The organism is Sphaerisporangium siamense, from assembly GCF_014205275.1.
Classification (GTDB): Bacteria; Actinomycetota; Actinomycetes; order Streptosporangiales; family Streptosporangiaceae; genus Sphaerisporangium; species Sphaerisporangium siamense.
Genome location: NZ_JACHND010000001.1, coordinates 4,380,035 through 4,401,394, shown reverse-complemented (window position 1 = coordinate 4,401,394; position 21,360 = coordinate 4,380,035). Strand labels below are relative to the sequence as shown.

The 21,360-nt window shown below is 72.2% G+C and carries 31 protein-coding genes; 8 read left to right on the top strand and 23 right to left on the bottom strand.

The window, feature by feature from the left end:
• Nucleotides 1-129: 129 nt before the first annotated feature.
• The 20 genes from BJ982_RS40505 to BJ982_RS20190 form a co-directional block, all read right to left on the bottom strand.
• Nucleotides 130-606 carry a WhiB family transcriptional regulator gene (locus tag BJ982_RS40505; protein WP_275411760.1) on the bottom strand — a complete coding sequence of 159 codons (477 nt, stop codon included), beginning with the start codon at nt 604-606 and terminating at the stop codon, nt 130-132.
• Nucleotides 607-871: 265 nt separating this feature from the next.
• Nucleotides 872-1,261 (bottom strand): helix-turn-helix transcriptional regulator, encoded by a 390-nt coding sequence (locus tag BJ982_RS20280; protein WP_203959387.1) that lies wholly within the window; start codon nt 1,259-1,261, stop codon nt 872-874.
• A complete protein-coding gene (locus BJ982_RS20275) occupies nt 1,258-1,512 on the bottom strand; it encodes a hypothetical protein (protein WP_184882355.1) in 255 nt (84 codons plus the stop codon). The genes BJ982_RS20280 and BJ982_RS20275 overlap by 4 nt, the downstream gene beginning before the upstream one ends.
• On the bottom strand, nt 1,509-2,030 hold the full coding sequence (locus BJ982_RS20270; RefSeq protein WP_184882353.1) for a hypothetical protein: 522 nt from the start codon (nt 2,028-2,030) through the stop codon (nt 1,509-1,511). The genes BJ982_RS20275 and BJ982_RS20270 overlap by 4 nt, the downstream gene beginning before the upstream one ends.
• A complete protein-coding gene (locus tag BJ982_RS20265; RefSeq protein WP_184882351.1) occupies nt 2,027-2,311 on the bottom strand; it encodes a hypothetical protein in 285 nt (94 codons plus the stop codon). Before BJ982_RS20265 ends, BJ982_RS20270 begins: the two co-directional genes overlap by 4 nt.
• A complete protein-coding gene (locus BJ982_RS20260) occupies nt 2,308-2,511 on the bottom strand; it encodes an SWIM zinc finger family protein (RefSeq protein WP_184882349.1) in 204 nt (67 codons plus the stop codon). Before BJ982_RS20260 ends, BJ982_RS20265 begins: the two co-directional genes overlap by 4 nt.
• 59 nt (nt 2,512-2,570) lie before the next feature.
• Entirely contained in the window at nt 2,571-3,551 is a 981-nt protein-coding gene (locus BJ982_RS20255; RefSeq protein WP_184882347.1) for a recombinase RecT, read from the bottom strand.
• Complete coding sequence (locus BJ982_RS20250) at nt 3,548-4,606, bottom strand: YqaJ viral recombinase family nuclease (protein ID WP_184882345.1); 1,059 nt, start codon at nt 4,604-4,606, stop codon at nt 3,548-3,550. Before BJ982_RS20250 ends, BJ982_RS20255 begins: the two co-directional genes overlap by 4 nt.
• On the bottom strand, nt 4,599-4,985 hold the full coding sequence (locus tag BJ982_RS20245; protein ID WP_184882343.1) for a hypothetical protein: 387 nt from the start codon (nt 4,983-4,985) through the stop codon (nt 4,599-4,601). The genes BJ982_RS20250 and BJ982_RS20245 overlap by 8 nt, the downstream gene beginning before the upstream one ends.
• On the bottom strand, nt 4,982-5,452 hold the full coding sequence (locus BJ982_RS20240; protein WP_184882341.1) for a hypothetical protein: 471 nt from the start codon (nt 5,450-5,452) through the stop codon (nt 4,982-4,984). Before BJ982_RS20240 ends, BJ982_RS20245 begins: the two co-directional genes overlap by 4 nt.
• Nucleotides 5,449-5,763, bottom strand: coding sequence for a hypothetical protein (locus BJ982_RS20235; protein WP_184882339.1), 315 nt, complete (start codon nt 5,761-5,763; stop codon nt 5,449-5,451). The genes BJ982_RS20240 and BJ982_RS20235 overlap by 4 nt, the downstream gene beginning before the upstream one ends.
• Nucleotides 5,760-6,170 carry a hypothetical protein gene (locus BJ982_RS20230; protein ID WP_184882336.1) on the bottom strand — a complete coding sequence of 137 codons (411 nt, stop codon included), beginning with the start codon at nt 6,168-6,170 and terminating at the stop codon, nt 5,760-5,762. The genes BJ982_RS20235 and BJ982_RS20230 overlap by 4 nt, the downstream gene beginning before the upstream one ends.
• A complete protein-coding gene (locus tag BJ982_RS20225) occupies nt 6,170-6,481 on the bottom strand; it encodes a hypothetical protein (protein WP_184882334.1) in 312 nt (103 codons plus the stop codon). The genes BJ982_RS20230 and BJ982_RS20225 overlap by 1 nt, the downstream gene beginning before the upstream one ends.
• Nucleotides 6,478-6,933, bottom strand: a complete 456-nt coding sequence (locus BJ982_RS20220) for a hypothetical protein (RefSeq protein WP_184882332.1) — start codon at nt 6,931-6,933, stop codon at nt 6,478-6,480. The genes BJ982_RS20225 and BJ982_RS20220 overlap by 4 nt, the downstream gene beginning before the upstream one ends.
• On the bottom strand, nt 6,930-7,238 hold the full coding sequence (locus tag BJ982_RS20215) for a hypothetical protein (protein ID WP_184882330.1): 309 nt from the start codon (nt 7,236-7,238) through the stop codon (nt 6,930-6,932). The genes BJ982_RS20220 and BJ982_RS20215 overlap by 4 nt, the downstream gene beginning before the upstream one ends.
• Nucleotides 7,235-7,507, bottom strand: coding sequence for a hypothetical protein (locus BJ982_RS20210; protein ID WP_184882328.1), 273 nt, complete (start codon nt 7,505-7,507; stop codon nt 7,235-7,237). The genes BJ982_RS20215 and BJ982_RS20210 overlap by 4 nt, the downstream gene beginning before the upstream one ends.
• Nucleotides 7,504-7,821: a hypothetical protein gene (locus tag BJ982_RS20205; RefSeq protein ID WP_184882326.1), complete on the bottom strand. Its 318-nt coding sequence runs from the start codon at nt 7,819-7,821 to the stop codon at nt 7,504-7,506. The genes BJ982_RS20210 and BJ982_RS20205 overlap by 4 nt, the downstream gene beginning before the upstream one ends.
• A gap of 3 nt (nt 7,822-7,824) precedes the next feature.
• Entirely contained in the window at nt 7,825-8,043 is a 219-nt protein-coding gene (locus BJ982_RS20200) for a BldC family transcriptional regulator (RefSeq protein ID WP_184882324.1), read from the bottom strand.
• A 96-nt stretch (nt 8,044-8,139) separates the two neighbouring features.
• On the bottom strand, nt 8,140-8,607 hold the full coding sequence (locus BJ982_RS20195) for a lamin tail domain-containing protein (protein WP_184882322.1): 468 nt from the start codon (nt 8,605-8,607) through the stop codon (nt 8,140-8,142).
• Between the two features lie 431 nt (nt 8,608-9,038).
• Complete coding sequence (locus BJ982_RS20190) at nt 9,039-9,323, bottom strand: helix-turn-helix domain-containing protein (RefSeq protein WP_184882320.1); 285 nt, start codon at nt 9,321-9,323, stop codon at nt 9,039-9,041.
• A 352-nt stretch (nt 9,324-9,675) separates the two neighbouring features.
• Here BJ982_RS20190 and BJ982_RS20185 point away from each other — a divergent pair, with 352 nt between their 5' ends.
• From BJ982_RS20185 to BJ982_RS20175, 3 genes are all read left to right on the top strand, one after another.
• On the top strand, nt 9,676-10,068 hold the full coding sequence (locus BJ982_RS20185; RefSeq protein ID WP_184882318.1) for a hypothetical protein: 393 nt from the start codon (nt 9,676-9,678) through the stop codon (nt 10,066-10,068).
• 151 nt (nt 10,069-10,219) lie between these two features.
• Nucleotides 10,220-10,606, top strand: coding sequence for a hypothetical protein (locus BJ982_RS20180; RefSeq protein WP_184882316.1), 387 nt, complete (start codon nt 10,220-10,222; stop codon nt 10,604-10,606).
• A complete protein-coding gene (locus BJ982_RS20175; protein WP_184882313.1) occupies nt 10,603-11,106 on the top strand; it encodes a hypothetical protein in 504 nt (167 codons plus the stop codon). The genes BJ982_RS20180 and BJ982_RS20175 overlap by 4 nt, the downstream gene beginning before the upstream one ends.
• Here the strand turns inward: BJ982_RS20175 and BJ982_RS20170 are convergent.
• Complete coding sequence (locus BJ982_RS20170) at nt 11,077-12,546, bottom strand: recombinase family protein (protein WP_184882311.1); 1,470 nt, start codon at nt 12,544-12,546, stop codon at nt 11,077-11,079. The genes BJ982_RS20175 and BJ982_RS20170 overlap by 30 nt on opposite strands.
• A 65-nt stretch (nt 12,547-12,611) precedes the next feature.
• Here BJ982_RS20170 and BJ982_RS20165 point away from each other — a divergent pair, with 65 nt between their 5' ends.
• The 4 genes from BJ982_RS20165 (at nt 12,612) to BJ982_RS20150 (ending at nt 18,482) form a co-directional block, all read left to right on the top strand.
• Nucleotides 12,612-12,977: an RNA polymerase sigma factor gene (locus BJ982_RS20165; protein ID WP_221482351.1), complete on the top strand. Its 366-nt coding sequence runs from the start codon at nt 12,612-12,614 to the stop codon at nt 12,975-12,977.
• Complete coding sequence (locus tag BJ982_RS20160; RefSeq protein WP_184882309.1) at nt 12,970-13,866, top strand: VOC family protein; 897 nt, start codon at nt 12,970-12,972, stop codon at nt 13,864-13,866. Before BJ982_RS20165 ends, BJ982_RS20160 begins: the two co-directional genes overlap by 8 nt.
• A 233-nt stretch (nt 13,867-14,099) precedes the next feature.
• The gene (locus BJ982_RS20155; protein ID WP_184882307.1) at nt 14,100-17,021 is read left to right on the top strand and encodes an AfsR/SARP family transcriptional regulator; all 2,922 of its coding nucleotides are present in this window, start codon (nt 14,100-14,102) and stop codon (nt 17,019-17,021) included.
• Nucleotides 17,022-17,501: 480 nt separating this feature from the next.
• Nucleotides 17,502-18,482 carry a winged helix-turn-helix domain-containing protein gene (locus BJ982_RS20150; RefSeq protein WP_184882305.1) on the top strand — a complete coding sequence of 327 codons (981 nt, stop codon included), beginning with the start codon at nt 17,502-17,504 and terminating at the stop codon, nt 18,480-18,482.
• An 8-nt stretch (nt 18,483-18,490) separates the two neighbouring features.
• On the opposite strand, the gene BJ982_RS20145 is transcribed toward BJ982_RS20150, so the two are convergent.
• Nucleotides 18,491-19,192, bottom strand: a complete 702-nt coding sequence (locus BJ982_RS20145; RefSeq protein WP_184882303.1) for a TetR/AcrR family transcriptional regulator — start codon at nt 19,190-19,192, stop codon at nt 18,491-18,493.
• A gap of 110 nt (nt 19,193-19,302) precedes the next feature.
• Between BJ982_RS20145 and BJ982_RS20140 the strand changes: the two genes are divergently transcribed.
• Complete coding sequence (locus tag BJ982_RS20140) at nt 19,303-20,298, top strand: aldo/keto reductase (RefSeq protein WP_184882301.1); 996 nt, start codon at nt 19,303-19,305, stop codon at nt 20,296-20,298.
• Between the two features lie 104 nt (nt 20,299-20,402).
• Here the strand turns inward: BJ982_RS20140 and BJ982_RS20135 are convergent, their stop codons facing one another.
• Nucleotides 20,403-21,209 (bottom strand): SDR family NAD(P)-dependent oxidoreductase, encoded by an 807-nt coding sequence (locus tag BJ982_RS20135; RefSeq protein ID WP_184882300.1) that lies wholly within the window; start codon nt 21,207-21,209, stop codon nt 20,403-20,405.
• Nucleotides 21,210-21,360: the final 151 nt, after the last annotated feature.

Below are 21,360 nucleotides of genomic sequence, written 5' to 3'. Positions count from 1 at the left end.
GAGAGGAGTAGTACTCCGGTTTGATGGTGCGAATTCGTGCCAACTCATCCCCCACTCGTGTTGTCGCCAATGCCAGCCAGCCCGTTCTGCGGCTGGCTGCGGGATGTCCGCGCGGGGAAGTGGTCCTTTTCATGCGGCCCCCTCGGTCATGGAGAGCCAGGTGGTCACGCGTTCTCGGGTCAGGTCGGTGGCCCGGCCGTTACGCAGGGCCTGGAAGGCTTCCCACCTGATCCCGACCTCCTCTATCGCCTGCCGCCAGGTGAGCCCACGCCGGCGGCGGCGGGTGTCGAGCTCCATGCACAGCGCCTCATCGTCAGGCGAAAGGGGTCCCGGTCTCTTCCGGCCGCGCAGGATCGCGCGCATCTCCCGCTCGGTGAGGCCGCCCCAGATGCCGTACTGCTCCTTGCGCTCCACGGCGTCGATCAGGCACTCCCGGCGCACGGGGCAGCCGGCGCAGATCGCTTTGGCGCGCTTGACGTCCGGGTCTTCCTTGGAGCGCGCGGCCGGTTCGAAGAACAGCTCAGGGTCCTGTCCCTTGCAGGCGGCGCGGTTGGTCCAGTGGGGTCCGTGTGGGGTGTCCAGGCCCCACGCGGTCCGGCGGCTCACGGCTGCCCTCCGTGGGCCCGTCGCGTCCCCCGAGGCGCGACGGGCCCGGTCTGGGTCCAGGCGCCGGCTTCCCCTCCGAGCGCCTGGACGTGCAGGGCCCACCTCGCCCCTCCGCCCGGTAGGGCGAGGTGGGTGCGGACCGGCGGCGTCCCCGCGAGCGCCGCCGGTCCGGCGCCCGCCCGCGCGCCCGGGGGCGTGGGCGCGGGGCGGGCGTCGCCGCGCACGGAGCAGGGCTCAACGCGCGTGGCGAGTCTGAAGATGCTGGTCATCGGGCAGCCTCGGCCTTCTCCAGGGCTGCCAGGAGCGCGGAGTAGGCGGGGCCGGAACGCCGCAAGCCGTTCTCCACCTGGGTGACAGCGGGGCGGGTGACCCCGGCGAGGTCGCCCAACGCCGCCTGGGTCAGCCCCAGACGGTTCCGCCTGCGGCGGATCAGCACTCCGGGCGGGGGCGGGGCGGCGTCGGCGTGCTCGCCGCGCACGGTGAGCAGGCGTACGCCGCCGTCCTCGGTTCCGGTCTGGTCGAGCAGCCACCGCCGGGCGAATCTCGTACCGGCCTCGATGGAGATCCGGCCGATGAACTCGAAGGTGATGGTCAGCCGCATGCCCTCGGACGGCGCGGTCGCCGCAGGACGGGGCGCCTTGCTTCTCCTGCTCATCGCCACCACCACCTGTGGCGCGTCATCCGGGCGTCGGGCTCGGCATGCATCTGCGGCACGGGTTCGACCACCGAGACGCTGTCACCGCGCGCCGCGGCGGCGGCGCGCGCCGTATCCTGCGCCCGCAGTGCCGCGGCGAGCTCGGCGTCCTCCTGGATATCCAGGGCAAGCGCGTACAGCTCGCGCCAGATGAGGGTTGGCTGCTCGCGGGCCAGCATGCGCAGCCGCCCGGCGAGCTCGATGGGGGTCACAGGCCACCTCCGAGGAGGTCGGTCCCGCGGATGATCCGGATGCCCGGCGCCTGGCCGGTACGGACGAGCTCGGCGAGCTCGGGCTGTTCCCCGGCCCACTGCCGCCACTCGCCAGGCTTCCACTCATCAGCGTGCGCCGGGTCAGGCTCGGGGTTGCCAGCCAGCGCGCGCCGCACGTCGCTGTGAGCCATGCGCACCAGGTCGAGCATGTCCTGGTCGAGGCCCGTCACGTCCGGGACGGGGAGGGTGGCGAACCCGGTGATGACGACGGGCCCGGCATACGGCTGGATCCCGCCTTCAAGCGAGAACAGGACCAGCGAGCCGATCACGTTGCGCGGGTAGATGTCCGGCATGGCCAGCCCGCAGTCGCTGACGTGGCCGCGGAATCCGCGCAACGGTGTGGCCTGAGCAAGGCGGACGGCCGCTGTCCCGTGCTCGCCGAGCTCGCGAGCGATGTCCGGCCAGGCTGCGTCCTTGACGTGCAGCTCGCCGTCGTTGTCGATCAGGGCGTACCTCATGACGACGCCCCCTTCCTGTCGAGGGCGCGCGCGGCCTCTTTGACGACGTCGGCGTAGTAGTCGACGTGGCCGCAGGGGTTCTCCCACACGTCCACCGAGTAGCGCGCGCCGTCGTCGACCTGGTTGAGGTTGCCCGGCACCCCACGCGGCCCATCGCACACCGGGCAGCGCGTGGAGATCTCCACGGTGCACACGACCGGATTGACCGGGCCGACGCCCCGTGGAGGCTCGGCCGAGCGGTCGCGGACACGAACCTGCATCGTCAGGGCCTGCTCGCTCATCGCTGCTCCTTCCGGGCTGGGCCGGGGTGGCCGGTGACGAGCTGGACGGCCGCGACGTGCGCGCAGGTGGCGGGGTCGTCGCAGGTGCAGGTCCACCGGCCGTCGTCGAGGAGCACGATGTACTTCGCGCTGTGTCCCTCGACACGCGCGGTCACGGTGTGCGGCCGGTACGGCTCGCCGCTGACGTTCTCGGCCTGCAAGACAGTGACTTTGCCATTGCGCAGGTAGGCGCACGCGGCGCCTCGGATGTCGAGCCCCATCACGCACCCCGCCCGTCATAGCCGCCCGGGGGCGTGGCGACCGGCGGCCAGTCCTCGGCCTTGCCGGGCGCGTCACCCGGAGGCGAGGCCGGCGCGGTCGTGTCCGCCGCCGGCTCTCCCGGCTCGGAGGGTTCCTCGGTCTCGGAGAGGACCTCGCCGTCGTAGTCGAAGTCGACGTCAGGCAGTTCGCTCTCGCCCGCCTCATTCGATCGCTGGAGCCACTCGACGAGCTCGGGCGACTGCGGTACCCAGTCGGCCAGGCGACGGACCGCGCTCTTCCGCCACATCGCCGCGAACTCGGTGTGCCAGGTGGAGTTGAACCACCCCTTGTCGGGGTTGGCCGCGAACTCGGCGGGCTCGGCCAGCCGGTTCTTCTCGGCGAGCTGATACGCCTTGCTGTATTGGTCGCGGATCTGCTCAGCCTGCCGCCGGTTCAGCGTCACGATCTTGGACCGGCCGCCGCCCTTGATCTCGGCGAACGCGTAGACCAGCACGATCGGCCCCCGGTCCTCGGCGAGCAGGTTCGGCCGGTGCCAGAAGGTCCCGCCGTCGCCGACCTTGTAGTCCCAGGTGTCGGCCTCGTGGATGAACTCGGCGGTCACGCTGGCCACCTGGCCGGAGCGGTACATCAGCTCGACCAGGCCCTGCCACTGCGCGATGAACGTCGCCTGCTTGCTGTACGGAACGATCGCGGCCTGCTTGGTGCCGGGTTCCAGGCCGAGGCGCGCGGACTCCAGCAGCGCCGCGAGCAGCGACTCCTGCGAGCAGTCCAGCAGCTTGGGCGTCTTCTGCACGGCGGTCAGCGCCATGCGCATGAACCGGTCGACGCCGACGTGACGGGGCAGCGCCATCTCGAACTGCGGCTTCATCTGCTGGAAGAGCTGGCGGGCGGTGCGGACCTTCTCCTTGACGGCCACGTCCTTGCTGGGCGGTCGGCGCCCGGTGGCGCGCTGGGCGACCCGGTCCCTGATATTGCTCATGACGATCCCCCGGGGGTGCGGAAGACGCGGGCCCGGTGGGCCCGGTAGATGTCAGGTTTCTCAGCGGCCAGGCGCTCGCGGTCGACGGCCGGGACCAGGTGGATGTACTCGGCGGCCAGCTCGGGCTCGGCCTCACGGAACCGTTTGCTGGCGAAGTTGCCGTTGCGCTTCCAGCTGTAGAGCTCGCGGCCCGGGGCGATGGCGATCTCGGCGTCGCCGAGCCGAAGCTTGAGCGCGTTCTCGATCTCGGCGAGCGCGCGCTCGGCCTCTTCGCGGCGGCCGAGGATGTTCTTGCGGCTGGAGAGCAGGGCGTCCGCCTCGGCCGCCTCCTCGGGCGTGAACAGCTTGATGGAGTCGGCGGCGACGTCCCACATGCGGCCGAGCAGTTCGTCCGTCGCCTCCAGGTCGCCCGGCTCGGGCGGGACGCCGGGGACGACGTGCTCGTGCCAGAACCGGTCGACGATCGCCGTGAGGTGGCCGATCAGCTCCTCGTCGTACGCCAGCTCGAACCGCACGAAGTCGTCGTCGACCAGGCCGGCCACCCAGCCTTTGTGGTAGCCGGTGACGGCCATGCCCCAGTACGCCTGGATGGCGGGCCCGTCGGGCGGTTCGTCACCGCCCCAGTTCTCACGGCGGGCGGCGCGCCAGGTGCGGCTCTTGCATTCCAGGACGCCGCCGTCGAGGAGGTCCCGGACGGGCCTGGCGTCGATGACGATCCGGTCGAGGTTGACGAGCATGTGCGCTCGTTCGGTGTTTTGGAACGTTCCGGGCGATTTGACCACCGACAGGCCGGTCTCCTCGGTGAACAGCTCAGCGACCAGCCCTTCGAGGCGGTGACCGCGCCGCGCGGCCCGGTCCAGGCGTGCGCTGCGCTGCTCGGCCAGCTCGCCACGCTTGTCCTGGTAGACGTGCAGCGGGCCCCGGTAGCGGTCCATGCCGAGGATCGCGGCGACGTCGGACCCGCCGATGCCCTGACGGCGCACGGCGAGCCACTCCTCGCGGGGCAGGCCGGCGGGGGCAAGCAGCCGCGCGGCCGGAGTGATGAGGTCACTCACCGGTCTCACCGCCGTCCACCGGGTCGCGGTACACCAGCGCGAGCGGCCCGTAAGTGCCCTGGACTTGAGTGATCGGCCAGGGACCGCCGGTGCCGCCGTCGTGGAGCTGGACCCCTCCCGTCCGCTGCACGGCCAGCCAGAGCACGCCGCGGACGTCCTTCCACAGGTCGCCGAGCCTCGGCTCCCCGGCGGCGGGCATGACGCGCGTGATCGTGACCGAGTCGGCCCACGGCTGGATAGCCGCACGCGCATAGGTGGGGTCATCGCGACCGATCGTCGAGTACTCGTAGACCAGCCGTCCACCGTCGCCCTCGATGACGCGAGCGTTCCGGATAGTGATGTCGAGGATCTCGTTGGGCTGGTAGTTCGGCTCGGTCATGCTCCGCACCCCTCTCGACAGTCGGGGGTGCACGGTTCACCAACCGCCATCCGGGCCATGTCCTCGGAGTCGGGCCAGGCCAGGCCGAACCCGTCGGCGAACGCTTTGACCTTGGGGGCGCCGTACTGCGGGTAGTCGGCCTCCGCCATGGCCTCGACGACGTCGTCCCGGCCGAGCAGCCAGGCGCACTCGCCGAGCTTCTCCACCGAGCGGGTCGCCGAGATGCCCCGGTGGTCGCGGATCTTGCCGAGGGCGAACTCGTAGTAGCCCTGCGCCTCTTCGAGGATCTCCGCGCTGCTCGGCGCGGCCTTCCAGTCCTCTGCGGTCGTGTCCGGCTTGAGGAACGGCTTGGCGTGCTCGAAGTCGAGCGCGCCGAGCAGCACCTGAAGACGGAACCCGAGGAGGTCCTCGTCCGAGACGGCCTGGATGCGAGTGAGGATCTCCTCTTGCGTGCGGGTCGTGGTCATCGCTGCCCCCTCAGGGCGCGCCGCGCCCTGCGACCGGCCCGGCGGACCAGCAGCAGCCCGCGGTCGGCGAAGGTCTGCCGGATGCGGCGCTCGGCCCGGGTGCCGCCCGAGCGCAGCGGCGCCATCCACTGGTCGGTGTCGGTGGACTTCCACGTCATCTCCCACATGGACAGGTCGATCCGGCGGGGCCGCCGGCCCCGGGAGCGCCTGCGCGGGAGACGGTCGAGCAGCGCGATGGCGACCGCCCAGATGACGGCTCCGGCGGCCAGCACGGCGAGGATCCAGGCGACGAGCATGTAGTTCTCGGTCATCGGCCCGCTCCGTTGAGGTGCGCGCGGTCGCGGCTGGACAGCAGGGTCGTCGGGACGGTGGCCGGGAGGCGGTGGTGGTCGATCTGGATTCGCACTGGAGCGATGCCGCGGCGGATTACCAGGACGGGCAGCATGGCCAGGGCGACGATGGCCATGGTGGTGACGGCCAGGTCCAGCGGCAGCCACAGGCTGACCAGGCGCGGCCGGTAGATGACGGTCGCGCTGAACGCCAGCCAGTGGCTCACGCAGTAGGGGCAGCCGATCAGGTCGGCCAGCCAGCGCCAGGCGCGGCCCCTGCGGCCCGCCACCCATGCGCGGGCCGGGGCGAACACCTTGGCCAGGCTGATCGTGCAGGCGACGGCGCCGATAGCCAGCGCGAGCACGGCGGCGGTCGTGAAAGCGTCCATCAGCACCCGCACCCCCTGAAGAGGTGTCCGTACTGGGCGGTCCAGACCTGGTGCCACTGGTCGTACTCGTCCTCGTCGACCTCGTAGAACTGGAAGGCACGGTTGAAGGCGAGGAACTCCGCGTGGGCCTTGTCCCGCTCGGCCTCCTCGGCCGCCTGCTCGGCGTCGGCGAGGACCTCGTCGATGTCGTTCACGACGCCCGCAGCGTCCTGCGACGCCTCGGCGGCGCGCCGGTCGCCCTGCGGCGGCTGGACGGACTCGGTGTGCTCGGTGCGTCCGCGCCGGTTTCTGCCCTTGAACATGTGGATCACGTCTCGTCCTTGGAGGTGTTCGCGGCGGGCTTGGGGCCGGTGCGGCGCCGGGTCTCCGGGAGAGTGGCGACCTTGTGCACGCGGGCGTCGAGCTTGGGGTCCTCTCCGCCGAACGGCGCGCCGGAGTCCGGGAGGACCTGCGTGTCGTCGGCGCTGGCGGCGGGCTGCGGGCCGGTGGCGCTGGTGTGTTCGGCGAGCTTGGCCTGCTCGGCCTCGACCAGCCCGGCCTCGATGGCCGCGAGGTCGCCGTCCCAGAAGCCGGCCTGCGCGGCGATGGCCTGGGCCAGGGCGCGGGCGGCCTTGACGCGGCTGAGGTCCTTGACGGGCAGCTGCACGCGCATGGGGCCGAAGTCGAAGCTCGACCATCCGTCGTCGGTCAGCCGGTGGGTCACCTGGTCGGGGGCCAGGCTGGTGTAGATGTGACCGTTCAGGGGGACCGCGTCCACGGTCATGCCTCCTTGCAGGTGCGGGTGTGGGGGCGGTTGGGGGATGCGCCGCACGGGCAGATCTGGACGCCGCGCTCGCGCAGCACGGCGTCGATGGCGGCCATCGGGGCGGGAAGGACGCCGCCGAGCTCGAAGCCCCGGTCGCGGCGCCGGATCAGGTCGTCGGTCTCCAGGCCCCTGCAGATCGTGCGCATCGCGGCTTCGAAGTCCGGCGTGCGGGTCGGCGTGGTGGTGAGGTGGGGGCGGAAGCGGTCCGCCGAGGGACGCCGCGCGAGGATCATCCGGAGGTAGGCGACGATGCAGCCGATCACGACTTCACCGCCGCGAGGATCAGCAGGAAGGCGGAGTTGAAGGCCGCCACCGCGGTGGAGGCCGACGGGCCGTAACCGGCCGTCCATCCGATCGCGGCGGCCAGCTCGGCGAGGCCGGCCACGGCCAGGGCGCCGCGGGCGGTGGGCCGGGGCATGGTGTGCAGGGCCCGCCGCGCCGCCCCCGCGCGGCCGTGGCGGCCGTGCGCGGGCGGGAGCTGGTGCGTCTGACGGGTGGGCGGGTGGCCGAACCGCTGGGTGACCGCGCTCATCGCGCGCCCACTCCGGGCTCCGGCATGGGGATGAGGGCGGTCAGCAGCGGCAGCATGCCGGGGGCGAGTGTGGTGTGCCGCAGTTCGGCGTGCAGCCAGCCGACGGCCTCGTCGAGCGGGCGGGGCGCGGGTCCGGCGAGCTGCTGCCACCGGCCGTCGTGGCGGAAGCCGAGCCGGTGCGGTTCGGCCCCGCGCCACGGGGCGGCGGTGACGAGCACGTCGGTGTCGCCGCTGGGGCGGTGGATGACGTACTCGACGGTGTAGAGGTCGAGCTGGTCCCAGCCCATCCGGCACGCGGGCAAGGTGAGGCTCATGGTTCAGGCGCTCGGCGTGGGGTTGGTGCCGGTGAGGAGCGCGCGGACCTCGCTCTCCCGGTAGCGCCGGTGGCCGCCGAGGGTGCGGATGGAGGTGAGCTTGCCAGCCTTGGCCCAGCGGGTGACGGTCTTGGGGTCGACGCGGAACATGGTGGCGACTTCGGCGGGGGTGAGCAGCGGCTCGGCGTTGGGGGTGCGGGTGGTGCGGGTGACGGCGACCATGGGGTCCTTCTCCTTGTACGGTTGATGGATCGGCCGGTAGGGGTCCTCCGGCCTGCCCCGAGCTGTTCCAGCAGCTCGGGGCTTTGTGCTGTTGGGCTACGGGCGGATGGTGAAGTCGGACCAGGCCACGCGGTCGGCGCGGGTGTCGTCGGCGCGCAGGAGGGTGACCGAGTCGGCGGCGTTGCCGTACATGTGGCTGGTGCGGTTCCAGTAGAGGTTCACCGCGGGGTCGCTCCACCAGCCGTGCGTCGGCGCAGGGTTCTTCCCGGTGCGCACGTAGACGTAGGCGCCGGACTTGAGGGTGTAGCCGCGCGGGAACCGGTAGGTGTGGCCGGTGGAGTCCTCCAGGCTCCAGCCGCTCAGGGAGGCGTCCTCGGTGCCGGTGTTCTTGATCTGGACGGCTTCCTGGTAGGCGTTCGCGGCGGTGTCGACGCCCTTGACGTTGTAGTCGACGCGGGTGATCTGCACGCCGGTGGCCTGCTCGTCGGCCGAGGCCGTGGTGACGCCGAAGCTCAGGCCGAGGATGGCCAGAGCGGCGACCACGGTGAGGAGGGTTTTCTTCATCGGGTGAGTGATCTTTCTGTCGGGTTGCGGACGACTGTGTGCCGTCCAGGGTTGTTAGGCCGCCTGCTGGCGGCGGGCGGCGATCTGCGCCCCTGCCCCGGCGAACACACGCCGGATGATCTCGGCAGACTGGGGCGGGAACGGCGGCGCTGCTGCTACCGAGGCGGTGACGGCGACGCGGGTGCTTTCCGGGAGCGAGGACCACACCTGCTCCCATGTGCGGTGGTCGCCAGGGGGCGGAGCAGGTACCGGCTCGGCGGAGTCAGTCGCGTCCTGGCCGGTCCTTCGGGTTCGCTGGGATCCCGTTGACTCCGCCCCATGGCTGGTCGTGGGCTTGTTCGTCCCGCAGTTGCGGCACGAAGTGCGGAAAGTCTCGTTCTTCGTGCCACAGTCGCCGCAGGTCCACATGTCCTCACGAGGAGGCTGCGGCCTCACGCCGACCTCGCCGCGGCGGGGGCGGGCTCGGTGGTCTCGGTCTCGTACCCGGCGGAGTCGGCCTCCAGCGGAGGCATGAGGTCAGCGATCTCACAGCCGAGCGCGCGAGCGATCTTCCCCAGGATCGGCGGCGATGCGTTGGCATTGCCCTGCTCGATCTGCCAGAGATAGCTCTTGGAGATTCCGGCAAGTCGCGCCAGCGACTGTCCGTCTAGCCCCGCCTCGGTGCGCAGGCGCCGGATGCGGTCCGGGTCCTGGTTGAGTCGGCGTGCTTCGTTCACAGCGCTGAAACTACACCTTACCGAAGAGAACCACAATGCTGTTGCTTGTAGTTTTCTTCGGAATCGCCTCAGGTAAGACCGACCTATCGTTCATGCCATATGCGCAGGGTCGCGGTTCGCTATGGTTCTCTGTAGTTTCCCGACCTAGACAGGGCAGATGATGAGCTCACCAGAGCGAGGGACGCCGGAAGGCGCGCTCATCCGTGTGGCCCGCAGAGCACGAGGGCTGAGCGCCAAGGAGGCCGCGGCCTCGGTACCAATCCGGCTCGGCGAGACACGCTGGTACCACATTGAGGCCGGCTACGAGGGGAAGGGGAAACCGGTGGTCGCACCACCAGACACCCTGGCCCACATGGCAAAGCGGGTCGGCGTATCCCCAGAGCGACTCGCGGAAGTCGGTCGTAGCGACGCAGCGGAGATCCTGCGCGAGATCCTGCGTCAGGAAGCCGAAACCCAAGAGGCCAGCGCCGTGCCCGCCGAGTTCCGAATCGGTGGCACACAGATGCTCGACGTCGCCCGCCGACTGCCGCGCGAGGTCCTGCGCCAGGTCCTGGACGAGACAGAAGCGCAGGAGAGGGCCGAGGCGCCACTTGCGAACCGCCAGTACGACGATGACGGTCTGCAGAAGCTGTGGGAGATCGTCGAGCTCTCGGAGATGGAGCGACGGATGGCGATCAACGCGATCCAGGCATGGCGTCAAACCCGGGACAATATGGGCGAATCACGGCAGAACCACACAGGCTAGAAGGCCGATTTCGGCACAGCGGCACACTCGTATACGCCATATATAACGGTCCGGTCACAAAGGACGAATTCGGGTCGAATTTTTGCACGAAACGTCGTGGTGTGGTCGGTACGCCTGGGAAGCGCACACAAGTTCACAATCGAGGCGACCAATGCACAAGACGCCACCTGACGGCATCACCTCTGTAACGTTCCAGGACATCCAAGAGCGACTTCGCCGGATCACCGCCCTCTCGCGCTGGCACGACCACGCGAACAGGCAGATCCAGGAGTTGCGCCGGGATCTGGACGCAGCCCTCAGCCTCATCGGCGCCTACCAGTCGGTCACCGGCCTGGACTTGAGCGACCCCGCCCCCCCACAGCTTCTTCATGCCTGGCACAGCCCTCGGCGGCTCCACCAGGCCGTGACCGTCGAGATTGACGGCAGGCCGGTCACGCTCGTGGTGAGCGCCTTCTCCAAGCCCGACCCTGCACGAGCGGCGCGGGCCTGGCAGGCCACCACCGCGGCGTTCCGGCGCCTACACGGGCAGGCCCGATGACGACACACCTCCACTACGACGATCTGCCCGACGGCGTCGAGGTCGAGATCTGGAACGACGAAGGCGACACCTACGTCGTGGTCAACAAGAACCTGCCTGCCAAGACGAGAAGAGCCGCTCTGCGTGCCGCGCTGCAGGCCGATGCCGTCTGCCGGCCCCTGGAGGCGCTGCTTCCCACCATGGTGCTAGCCACCCTCTCCCTGGTCCGGGCCTGGGCACGCCGCCACCCTGCCAAAGCCATGGCCATGACGGCCGCGACCTCTGCAGCCGTGGTCCTGGCGCTGGCAGCGGCCGAGGCACCCACACGCGCCCCGGCCGCTCACCCCTGGCAGCCAGCGCCCGCCTCCACCACGCTCAGCACCGAGACCGTACCCGGCACATCGGCACCGCGGAAATCGCCCCCTTCGACCGGCTCGACGACCCGCCCAGCGGCCCAGCCGGTGCCATCCACGATGCACACCAGCGTGCGATTACCGTCCTGGACCGCCCTCGACGCCTGACGAGCCAGCCGCCGGATCTCTCCACAGATAGCTGACGAACTCCTCGGGCGGGCGCACACGGCCCCGCCCGGGGGGAGCGATGAGGATCTCGGTGAACGCGGCGCGCAGCACGGCGCGCCGCTGCACGATCTGCAAGCCGGACCACTGCTCCCAGACTTCCTCTACGGTCGGGCGGATGAGCTGGGCCAGCAGTGGATTGGTAGTGACCTGGCGCAGCCGCGCGCGGGCCGCCTCCATCTTAGGGATCAGCCGCTTCTCCAGGTTGGCGAGCCGCGTCATGGTCATCTCCCCGGCCTCGACAAGCCGTTCGCCTTCGGCGAGGTCGTTCTCCCACCGCGCGACGTTGACGCGTTCCCTGGCGGCCTCCGGATGCTCCTTAACCGCGAAGAACTCCGCGGCATCGGGCCGAGCCAACCGCGTCACCAGAGTCGTCTCGATGTAGTCCTCGATCGGCTCCTTCTTCACCATGAAGTGGCCGCGGGGGTAACACCAGTACACCTTGTAGGCGCCCGACTGGTGGTTGGTCACCCGCGCAGGTGCCCCGCATATCTGGCAGCGTCCGACGCCGGAAAGCAGATGCTTGATCGACACATCGCGGTTGGTCCTGCGCGAGGGGTCGAGCAGCACCGCGCGGCACGTCTCATAGACCCCCTCCTCCAGAATCGGCTGCCAGGTGGCCGGCCCCACCTCAGCCCCGTTATGCACACGGATACCGGCGTAGGCGGGGTTGAGCAGCAGCCTGCGCACGGTCCTCGCGATCCACCGACTTCCTCCCGGAGACGGGATGCCCCGGGCGTTCAGCTCCTCAGCAATGGGGATCAGGTTCTGGGACTCAGCCACCCGCCGCGCCACCTCCCGGATCACCTTCGCCTCGGACTCGACGATCTCCACAGAGATCAGCTTCCGCCGGTCGTCATACACGCGACGGTAGCCGTACAGGGGCACGCCGTGCGGCCGGCCGTCCCGGGCGTTAGCACGCATGGCGCGCTTCACCCGCGCGGAGATCTCCTCTGCAGCGTCCTCGTCCCGGATCGCGTCATAGGCGGTCATGCGCCGGTCGTCCCGGTCATTCATGTCATAGATCCGGCCGCCATAGCACCACAGGACATCGTTTTCCATGCATGCCTTGCGCAGTCGGACGTAGACGTCCAGATCGCGCTGGAGGCGGCTGGACTCCCACGCCAGGACGATGTTGCCTCGACGAGCCTGAATGTCACCGACCAACCGCTCGAACTCCTCGCGCTCCTTGGTGGCGTAACGGGAGGCGGACCGGTCGTCGTCGATGTAGGTATCCACCTCGACGGCCCCGTTGTCGGCGCACCAGCGCCGCTCCTCCTCCAACTGCTCGGCAACCGACCGGCCGACGCTGGCCTTCTTGCCGCGGTAGGAGGACTTTCTCGCGTAGAGCAGGGCACGTAGCTGTCCGGAGGGTGTGTCCATGGCGCACAAGTATGAGCTAGAGATATGTCTAAGGACTAGACAGCTTCCTGGCCGCCGTCGAGGCGGTGCGCAGGCGGCCGCCCCCCGAGGTCGGCGTCGCCTGGCTGGTCGGCGTGGCGCGGCACAAGCTCGCCGACCACTGGAGGCGGGCCGAGCGCGAGCAGCGCGGCCTGCGGATCGTCCACGGACTCCCCGTCGAGCCCGAGGACCCGTGGGACGAGCGGCTGGACGCGATGATCGCGCAGGAGGTGCTGGCCGCGCTCGGCCCGCACCACCGCGGCGCGCTCATCCTGCGCTATCTCGACGGCCTGCCCGTCCCCGACGTCGCACGGCTGCTCGGCAGGACCGTCCACGCGACCGAGGCGCTGCTCGTCCGGGCCAGGAAGGCGTTCAGAGAGAACTACGAGAGATTGGAGGGCCGCGATGTCTGATCCGTTGTCTGACCCGTTCGAGGCCCTCCTGCGGCCGGTGACGGCCGTCGACCCCGATCCCGCCTTCGCGGCGCGGCTGCGCGCCCGCCTGGAGCGGGAGCTGCTCCCTCCCCGGGAGCGGATCCAGAGGACCCACGACACGAGAGGGAACACCATGCCGTCCACCTCGACCCCCACCGCCCTGCGGCAGGGCGACGTCGGATTCGTGGCGCTGCGGGTGCCGGACGCCGGCCGGGCCGCCGCCTTCTACCGGGACGTGCTCGGCTGGCGGTACGCGCCGGCCGGCGACCCGCGCGGCCGTCAGGTCGAAGGGCTCACCCTTCCGTACGGCATGTGGAGCCAGGAGGGGGCGCCCGCGATGTGGGTCTGTCACCTCGTGGACGACGTGCGCGCGGCCGTCGAGCGGGTCCGCGCCGCGGGCGGGCGCGCCGAGGAGCCGGTCCGGGAGCCGTACGGCCTGGTGTCCGCCTGCGTGGACGACCAGGGGCTGGCGTTCAGCCTCTACGAGCTGCCCGGCGCGAGCGGCGAGTCCGGTTCCACGGCGCAGGGCGAGATCGTCTATCTGACGATCGAGGTGCCCGACGCCGACCGCGCCCGCGCGTTCTTCGGGAGCGTCCTCGGCTGGGAGTTCGTGCCCGGCAACGTCGAGCACGGGTGGCGGGTGCGCGCCGGGGACACGGAGGTGCGCCCGATGACCGGCCTGTGGGGCGGGCGGGAGCGCGCCGCCGTGGTGCCGATGTACGCGGTGGACGACATCGACGCGGCCGTGGCCCGGGTGCGGGCGGCCGGGGGGACCAGTACCGAGCCTGAGCGGCAGCCGTACGGCGTGAGCGCCGAGTGCGCCGACGACCAGGGCGTCCGGTTCTACCTCGGGCGGATTCCCGGCTGATCCGTGCTGATCCGTGCTGATCGGGACTGGTCCGTGGCGATCAGCCCTTGATCGGCACTGATCAAGGGCCCTCGCTTCTCTCGGCGTGACAGGGGCGGCCGAGAGGAGCCTGGCCCAAAATACGGATATGTCCGGACTCCCTGCTCACGATCGCTAGCATGAGCGATTGCCGGCGACATGAGATCGGGGGGTCCGATGGCACAGGCCGCGAGCGTCCCGCCGTGGGACGGCCGATGACCGTCTCCGCGCGCGCCAGGAGCCCTCGGAACCAGACGGCGGACACGACAGCGGACGCGACGGACGGCCCAGCGCGCGGCCTGGCGCGGTTCCGGGTCCTCGGGCCGCTGACCGTCACCTCCGGCGCCGGACGGGACGCCCTTGAGGTGCCGGTGCCCGGCAACAAGCTGCGCGTCGCGCTGGCCGGGCTCCTCCTGCGTCCGGGCGAGACCGTCACCGTGGGACGGCTGGTCGCCTGGCTGTGGGACGAGGAGCCCGAGGACCCCGACCGCGCCAAGGCCACCGTCCACACCTACGTCAACCGGCTGCGGCGGCTGCCCGAGATCCGCGACGTCGTCCGCACCGTCCCCGACGGCTACCGCGCCGACGTGGACCCCGGCGCCCTGGACCTGCTGCGGTTCCGCGCGCTGACCGGCCACGCGGGCCGGGCCGCCGCCGCCGGGGACCTGGAGGCGGCCGCGCGCGCGTACGCCGAGGCGATGGAGCTGTGGCGGCGTCCCCTGCTCTCCAACGCCGAGTCGGCCGCGCTGCACAGGGACGAGGTGGCGCCGCTCACCGAGGAGTGGCTGCACGCCCAGGAGCGGTGGGCCGACATCCGCCTGAGCACCGGCGGCCACGCCGAGCTGGTGGCGCCGCTGCGGGAGCTGACGCGCGCCCATCCCCTGCGCGAGCCGTTCTGGGAGCGGCTCATGCTGGCGCTCTACCGCAGCGGGCGCCCGGCCGAGGCGCTGCGGGCCTACCAGGAGGTCGGCGCCGTGCTGGCGGACGACCTCGGGGTGGACCCGGGACCGGCGCTGCGCGACCTGCACCACTCGATCCTCACCGAGGACCCCTCTCTCGGCCCCGCGCCGGGGCGGGCGACGCTCAAGCCCCCCGCGCAGGTGCCCCGGCAGCTCCGCCCCGACATCCCCGGCTTCGCCGGCCGCAGGGCCGAGCTGGCCGCGCTCGACCGCGTCCTCGCCGGCGTCTCCCCGTCCCAGGCGGGCACGATCGTCTCCCTGCAGGGGACGGCGGGGTCGGGCAAGACCGCGCTCGCCGTCCACTGGGCGCACCGGGCCCGCGACCGCTTCCCCGACGGCCAGCTGTACCTGGACCTGCACGGGTACGGCCGGGGCAGGCCCGTGCAGGCCGCGGCGGCGCTGGAGACGCTGCTGCGCTCGCTCGGCACGCCGCCCGACCGCGTCCCGGCGGGCCTTGAGGAGCGGTCCGCGCTGTACCGGACGCTGCTGGCGGGCCGCAGGACGCTCGTCCTGCTCGACAACGCGGGCGGCAGCGAGCAGGTGCGCCCGCTGGTCCCCGGCGCGGACGGCGTGCTGATCGTGACCAGCCGCAACCAGCTGCGCGGCCTGATCGTCCAGTACGGCGCGCGGCGCGTCATCCTGGACCAGATGCCCGCGGCCGAGGCCGTCGAGCTGCTCGCCGGGGTGCTCGGCCCCGAGCGCGTCGCCGCCGACCCCGCCGCGGTGGCCGAGATCGTCGAGCGCTGCGCCCGGCTGCCCCTGGCGCTGCGCATCTTCGCCGAGCGCGCCGCCCGCTTCCCCGGGACGCCGCTGCGGCGGCTCGTCGCCGACCTGCGGGACGAGCGCACCCGCCTGGCCGCGCTGGACACCGGCGACGGCGACGACACCGACCTGCGCACGGTGTTCTCGTGGACCTACCGGGCGCTCGACCCGGACGCGGCGCGCCTGTTCCGGCTGCTCGGCCTGCACCCGGGCCCGGAGGTCGGCGTGGGCGCGGCGGCCGCGCTGGCGGGACGGGACGCCCCGGCCGTCACCCGGCTCCTGGACCGGCTCACCGCCGACCACCTGCTGCGGTCCCGCTCCCCCGGCCGGTACGACTTCCACGACCTGCTGCGCGACTACGCGGCCGAGCAGGCGCGGCTCGCCGGGGACGCCGATCCGGCGTCCGGCGAGGATCCCCTGTGCCGCGTCGTCGAGTGGTACATCCGCACGGCGCGCGAGGCGGCGGGCCATCTGCCCCCGGGCGGGCGCGAGCTGCCGCCCGAGCCGGAGGGGGCGGGCGTGGTCCCGCAGGCGTTCGGCGACGCCGAGCGCGCCGTCGGATGGTACGAGGAGGAGTTCCCCAACCTGGTCGCCGCGGTGCGCCACGCCGCGGCGCGGGAGTGGCACGACGCCGCCTGGCGGCTCGGCCGCGCCCTGACGCCGTTCGCCGAGTTCCACGTGCCGGGACCGGCGTGGCTCGACGTCCAGCGGGCCGTGGTGCGCGCGTGCCGGCGCGGCGGCGCGGCCGTCGAGGAGGGGTGGGCGCTGGCCGGACTGGCCGCGACCTACGCGCGGCTCGGGCGGCTGGACGAGGCGGCCGCCCGCTACGGCGACGCGCTCGCGGCCGCGCGGCGCACCGGGGACCGCGACCTCGAAGGGGAGGCCCTCACCCACCTCGGCAGGGCCTACTTCCGGCTCGGGCGCCACGACCGGGCGGTGGAGTGCCACGATCGGGCGCTGACCATCGCGCGCGGCGGCGGCGACCGGCGGCTGGAGGCCGGCACGCTGAACCACATCGCCGAGAACGACAACGGCCTCGGCCGCCACGAGGAGGCGGCGCGCGGCAGCCGTGCCGCGCTCGCCATCTACACCGAGCTCGGCGACCGCTACCACCGGGCCGAGGCGCTGCGCACGCTGGGAACGGCGCACGCCGCGCTCGGCCGCCCGGCCGAGGCCGCGGCGGCGTTCGAGGCGGCGCTGGAGATCATGCGGGACTTCGAGGACCGCCGGGGCGAGGCGGGCGTACTGAGCCGTCTCGGTGACGTGCTGGCGGCTTCCGGCGACCCGGACGGCGCGCGGGCCCGCCGGCGGGAGGCCGCGGCGATCGTCGCCGAACTCGGCGACGACCACGCGACCCGCCCGCCCGGCGGCCCGGCGAAGACCGGCCCCCATCCCCCCGATCTCCGCCGGGCCTGACCCCCTACCGTCCCGGCCCGGCACCCCCTACGTCCGCGCCGGGTCCGGCGCGGACGTCCCTGTTCCTGTCCGGAGCCGGGCGTCCCTTCATCGGTCCCGGAGCCGGGCGTCCCTTCTCGGATCCGGCGCGGACGCCCCTGTGTGCCCGCGCCGGGCGCCGGATCAGGCGCGGGTGACGCGGACGCCCGCGCGTCCGAGAGCGGGAACGGGCGTACCGCCGGCGGTCCGTCGTGTCGTGCCCATGGCGAATCCCTTCGTTCTGCGCCCCTCCTGCGGGGCGGTCGATGTCGAAATTAGGGACCCGTCCTCACATACCGCTCACACGTCGCTGACAGCCGCCGACAGGAGGGGACGCACTGACCACGCTGACGACAGGGTCAGATTTCCGGACATTGAGTGGTCCGGAGGGGGCTGCGAAAGTGTTCGATATATGGCTAGGTTCAAAGGGAGACGAGGGGATCCTGGGTGACTGGAGAGCGCGTGCGTACCACCCTGAGCGTGGAGCGGCCCCAGAGCGTGCCGGTGGCGGTGGCTCTGGCTCCCGGCGTGTCGATGCTGGCACTGATCACCGACGCGCTCGGCGGGCGGCTGCGCGGAGCGCCCGAGTCCTGGCGCCGCATGATCCGCTCGGTCGCCGTGCCGGGAGACGGGCCGATCGTGCGCTCGCTGGCGACCCCCGGTTACAGCGTCGTGCCCGACCTGGTCTTCCCCGGCACGCCGACCGGCGACATCTCCGTCGAGACGCAGATCGAGATCCTGCGCGACCTGCCCGGGCAGGCGCTGCTCGACGACCTCGCCGCGGTCACCGGCGGGCGCGTCCCGCCGCACTGGCGCGCCGCCGCCGAGCGCCCGAGGGCGTGGCTGCACGGCTACGCCGGCCTGCTGGAGCGCGTCTGGTCGGTCATGGGCGATGTCTGGACGCGCGCCCGGCCGCTGATGGACCGTGAGATCGAACGGGTCGCCATCGCCGCCGCCCGGGGGTCCATGGACGCGGTGCTGAACGACCTGCACGCGGGGTGCATGTTCCAGGACGGCGCCTTCAGCTTCCCCGACACCGAGCCGGCGCGCTTCCACATCGGGTCGCGCAGGCTCGTGCTCATGCCCATGATCACCGGGCCGACCTCGATGGTGAGCAACCTGGACGGCCCCGAGGTGGTGTGGATCGGGTATCCCCTGCCCCTGGCGGGAACGCTGGCGTCCCGGGCCCCGAGGGAGAGGCACGGCGGCGACGCGCTGGTGCTGCTGATGGGCGAGGCGCGGGCGGCGATCCTGACCAGCCTGGAACGGCCGCTGACCATGGGCAGGCTCGCCGAGATCACCCGGCACGCGCCGAACGCCGTCACCTACCACTGCGACCGCCTGGAGACCGCGGGTCTGATCCACCGGCAACGGTCGGGCCGCGAGATCCACGTCGAGCGAACCGACCGCGCGACCGCCCTGGTACACCTCCTCGGCTCCTGACCGGGGGCTCAGCGGGCCAGGCGGTCCAGCCATTCGGCGAGCAGGACGCGTTCGGCGGGGCTGAGCGGGGTCTCGTGCCCGGCCAGCGCGGCGCGCAGCGCCATCGCGCGGCCCGCGACGCCGGCGCGCGGATCGGGGCCGGGCTCCTCGTCCCCGGTGACGATCGCGCCCAGGACGGCCTCACGGGTCACGGTGGAGATCTCCGGGTCCCGTTCCTCAGGGGCGGTGGCGATGAGGCTCAGGGTGACGCCGACGCCGGCGGCGTGGACCATGCCCGCCGCCCTGCCCACGCTGGTCTTCAGGCGCCCGGCGTCGGCGATGTGCGTGATGATCTGCTCCAGCATGGACGCGGCCCGGCGCGCGGCGGGCGAGCAGACGCCGGGGTGGGCGTCGCCGTACATCAGCACGTAGAAGGCCGGGCGGGACAGGCCGAAGCCGACGTGAAGGTCCCACCCGCGGCGCAGGTCGGCCACCGGGTCGTCGGAGCGGCCCATGCGCGTCTTGCTCGTCAGATAGTCCTCGAAACCGTAGGCGGCCACGGCGGCCAGCAGGCCGTCCTTGTCGCCGAAGAGGCGGTACAGCGTGGGCGCCTGCACCCCGGCGGCGGCGCCGACCGCGCGCGTCGAGACGGCGTCCCGGCCGCCTTCGGCCAGCAGGTCGGCCGCGGCGCGCAGGACTCGGTCTCTGGTGCTGAGGGTCTCGGTGGGCATGTACCAAAGCTAACAGGTTCGGGGTAGCGACGTTAGGCGTAGCGGTGCTATCGTCGCCGCGTTAGCAGTGATCGAGCGTCCCGGTATACCGGGCGGATTGGACCTACGCCATGCGCACCCGCACTCTCGGCAGCACCGGCCCCACCGTGTCCGCCCTCGGGCTGGGGCTCATGGGCATGTCGGACATGTACGGCCCGGCCGACGAGACCGAGTCGATCGCCACCGTCCACGCCGCCCTCGACGCCGGCGTCACCCTCCTGGACACCGGCGACTTCTACGGCATGGGCCACAACGAGATGCTCCTGCGCGAGGCGTTGAAGGGCCGCTCCCGCGACCAGGCCGTCATCAGCGTCAAGTTCGGCGCCCTGCGCGACCCCGGCGGCGCCTGGGCCGGCTTCGACGCGCGTCCCGCCGCGGTGAAGACCTTCCTCGCCTACAGCCTGCGCCGGCTCGGCACCGACCACGTCGACATCTACCGCCCGGCCCGGCTCGACCCCGCCGTCCCCGTCGAGGACACCATCGGCGCCATCGCCGAGCTGGTCAAGGCGGGGTACGTCCGCCACATCGGCCTGTCGGAGGTCGGCGCCGAGACGATCCGGCGCGCCGCCGCCGTCCATCCCATCGCCGACCTCCAGATCGAGTACTCGCTGCTGTCGCGGGGCGTCGAACGCGAGATCCTGCCCACCACCCGCGAGCTCGGCATCGGCGTCACGGCCTACGGTGTGCTGTCGCGCGGCCTGCTCAGCGGACACTGGAGTCCCCGGCGCGAGCTGGGCTCGCGCGACTTCCGCGCCACCAGCCCGCGGTTCTCCGGCGGCAACCTGCGCCGCAACCTCGAACTGGCCGAGCGCCTGCGCGCGGTCGCCGCGGCCAAGGGCGTGACCGTCGCCCAGCTCGCCGTCGCCTGGGTCGCCGGCCGCGGGAAGGACGTCGTCCCGCTGATCGGCGCCCGCCGCCGCGACCGTCTGGCCGAGTCCCTGGCCGCCGAGTCCATCGAACTCACCCCCGGCGACCTGACCGCCATCGAACAGGCCGTCCCGGACGGCGCCGCCGCCGGCGGCCGCTACGCCCCCGCCCAGATGCATGCGCTGGACAGCGAGTCATGACGGCCTCCGGCGGAGGAAGGGGCCGCCGTGAGCCGGGTCCGGCGGCGCGCACGCGGCGGCGCGCGTTCTGCTCGATGGCCGGCCGTGGACGCCGTGTCCTGGACTCAGATCTCCTTCAGGAAGCCCGAGTCCACGACGAAGTCGGCGCCGGTGGTGTTGGCCGAGCGCGGGGAGGCGAGCAGGGCCACCGCGTCGGCGATCTCCTGGGGGTCGGCCAGGCGGCCTGTGGTGAGGTTCATCATCTCGGGGGCGATCTTGTCCAGCGCGTCGTCGCGTCCGGTGCCGGCCTGGGCGGCGATCATGTCGGCCACGCCGCCCTGGTCGGTCCACCACGGCGTGCGCACCGGCCCGGGCGAGACCGTGTTCACGCGGATGCCCCGCGGCCCGAACTCCACCGACAGGGCCTTGCCGAGGTTGGTCAGCGCGGCCTTGGCGGCGCCGTAGTCCACGTTGATCGGCGACGGCTGCCGCGCGTTGCCCGAGGACACGTTGACGATCGCACCGCCGCCGCGCTCCAGCATCCGCGGGATCGCCGCGCGCACCGCCCTGACGACGGAGAAGAGGTTGAACTCGAACATCGCGCGCCACTCCTCCTCGCCGGCGTCCAGGAACGAGCCGCGTGGCAGCGTCACGCCCGGCGGCGGCCCCCCGGCGTTGTTGACCAGGATGTCCAGGCCGCCGAAGGTCTCGGCCGCCCGCGCCACCACTTCCTCCGGCGCGGCCGGGTCCATGAGGTCGGCGGGGACGTGCACGAGATCGGGGCAGGCGAGCGCCTCCAGCCCCGGGCCGCGCGTGCGGGAGGTCGCCACGACCCGGGCCCCTTCGGCCAGCAGCGTGCCGGTGACGGCGAGTCCTATGCCCTTGGACGCCCCGGTGACGACCGCGACGCGTCCGGCGAGCTTCAAATCCATGGTGGTGCCTTTCCTCGATCATCACACGCCGGTGAACGGCGGCCGGGCGATGTCCGGCTCGCACTCCGCGCCCCTCGGACGCCGTCCGGCGGTGGTGCCGCACCTCGCGGCCCGGTACGACGTTATGGCCGCTGACCCGCGGTGCCCCGGC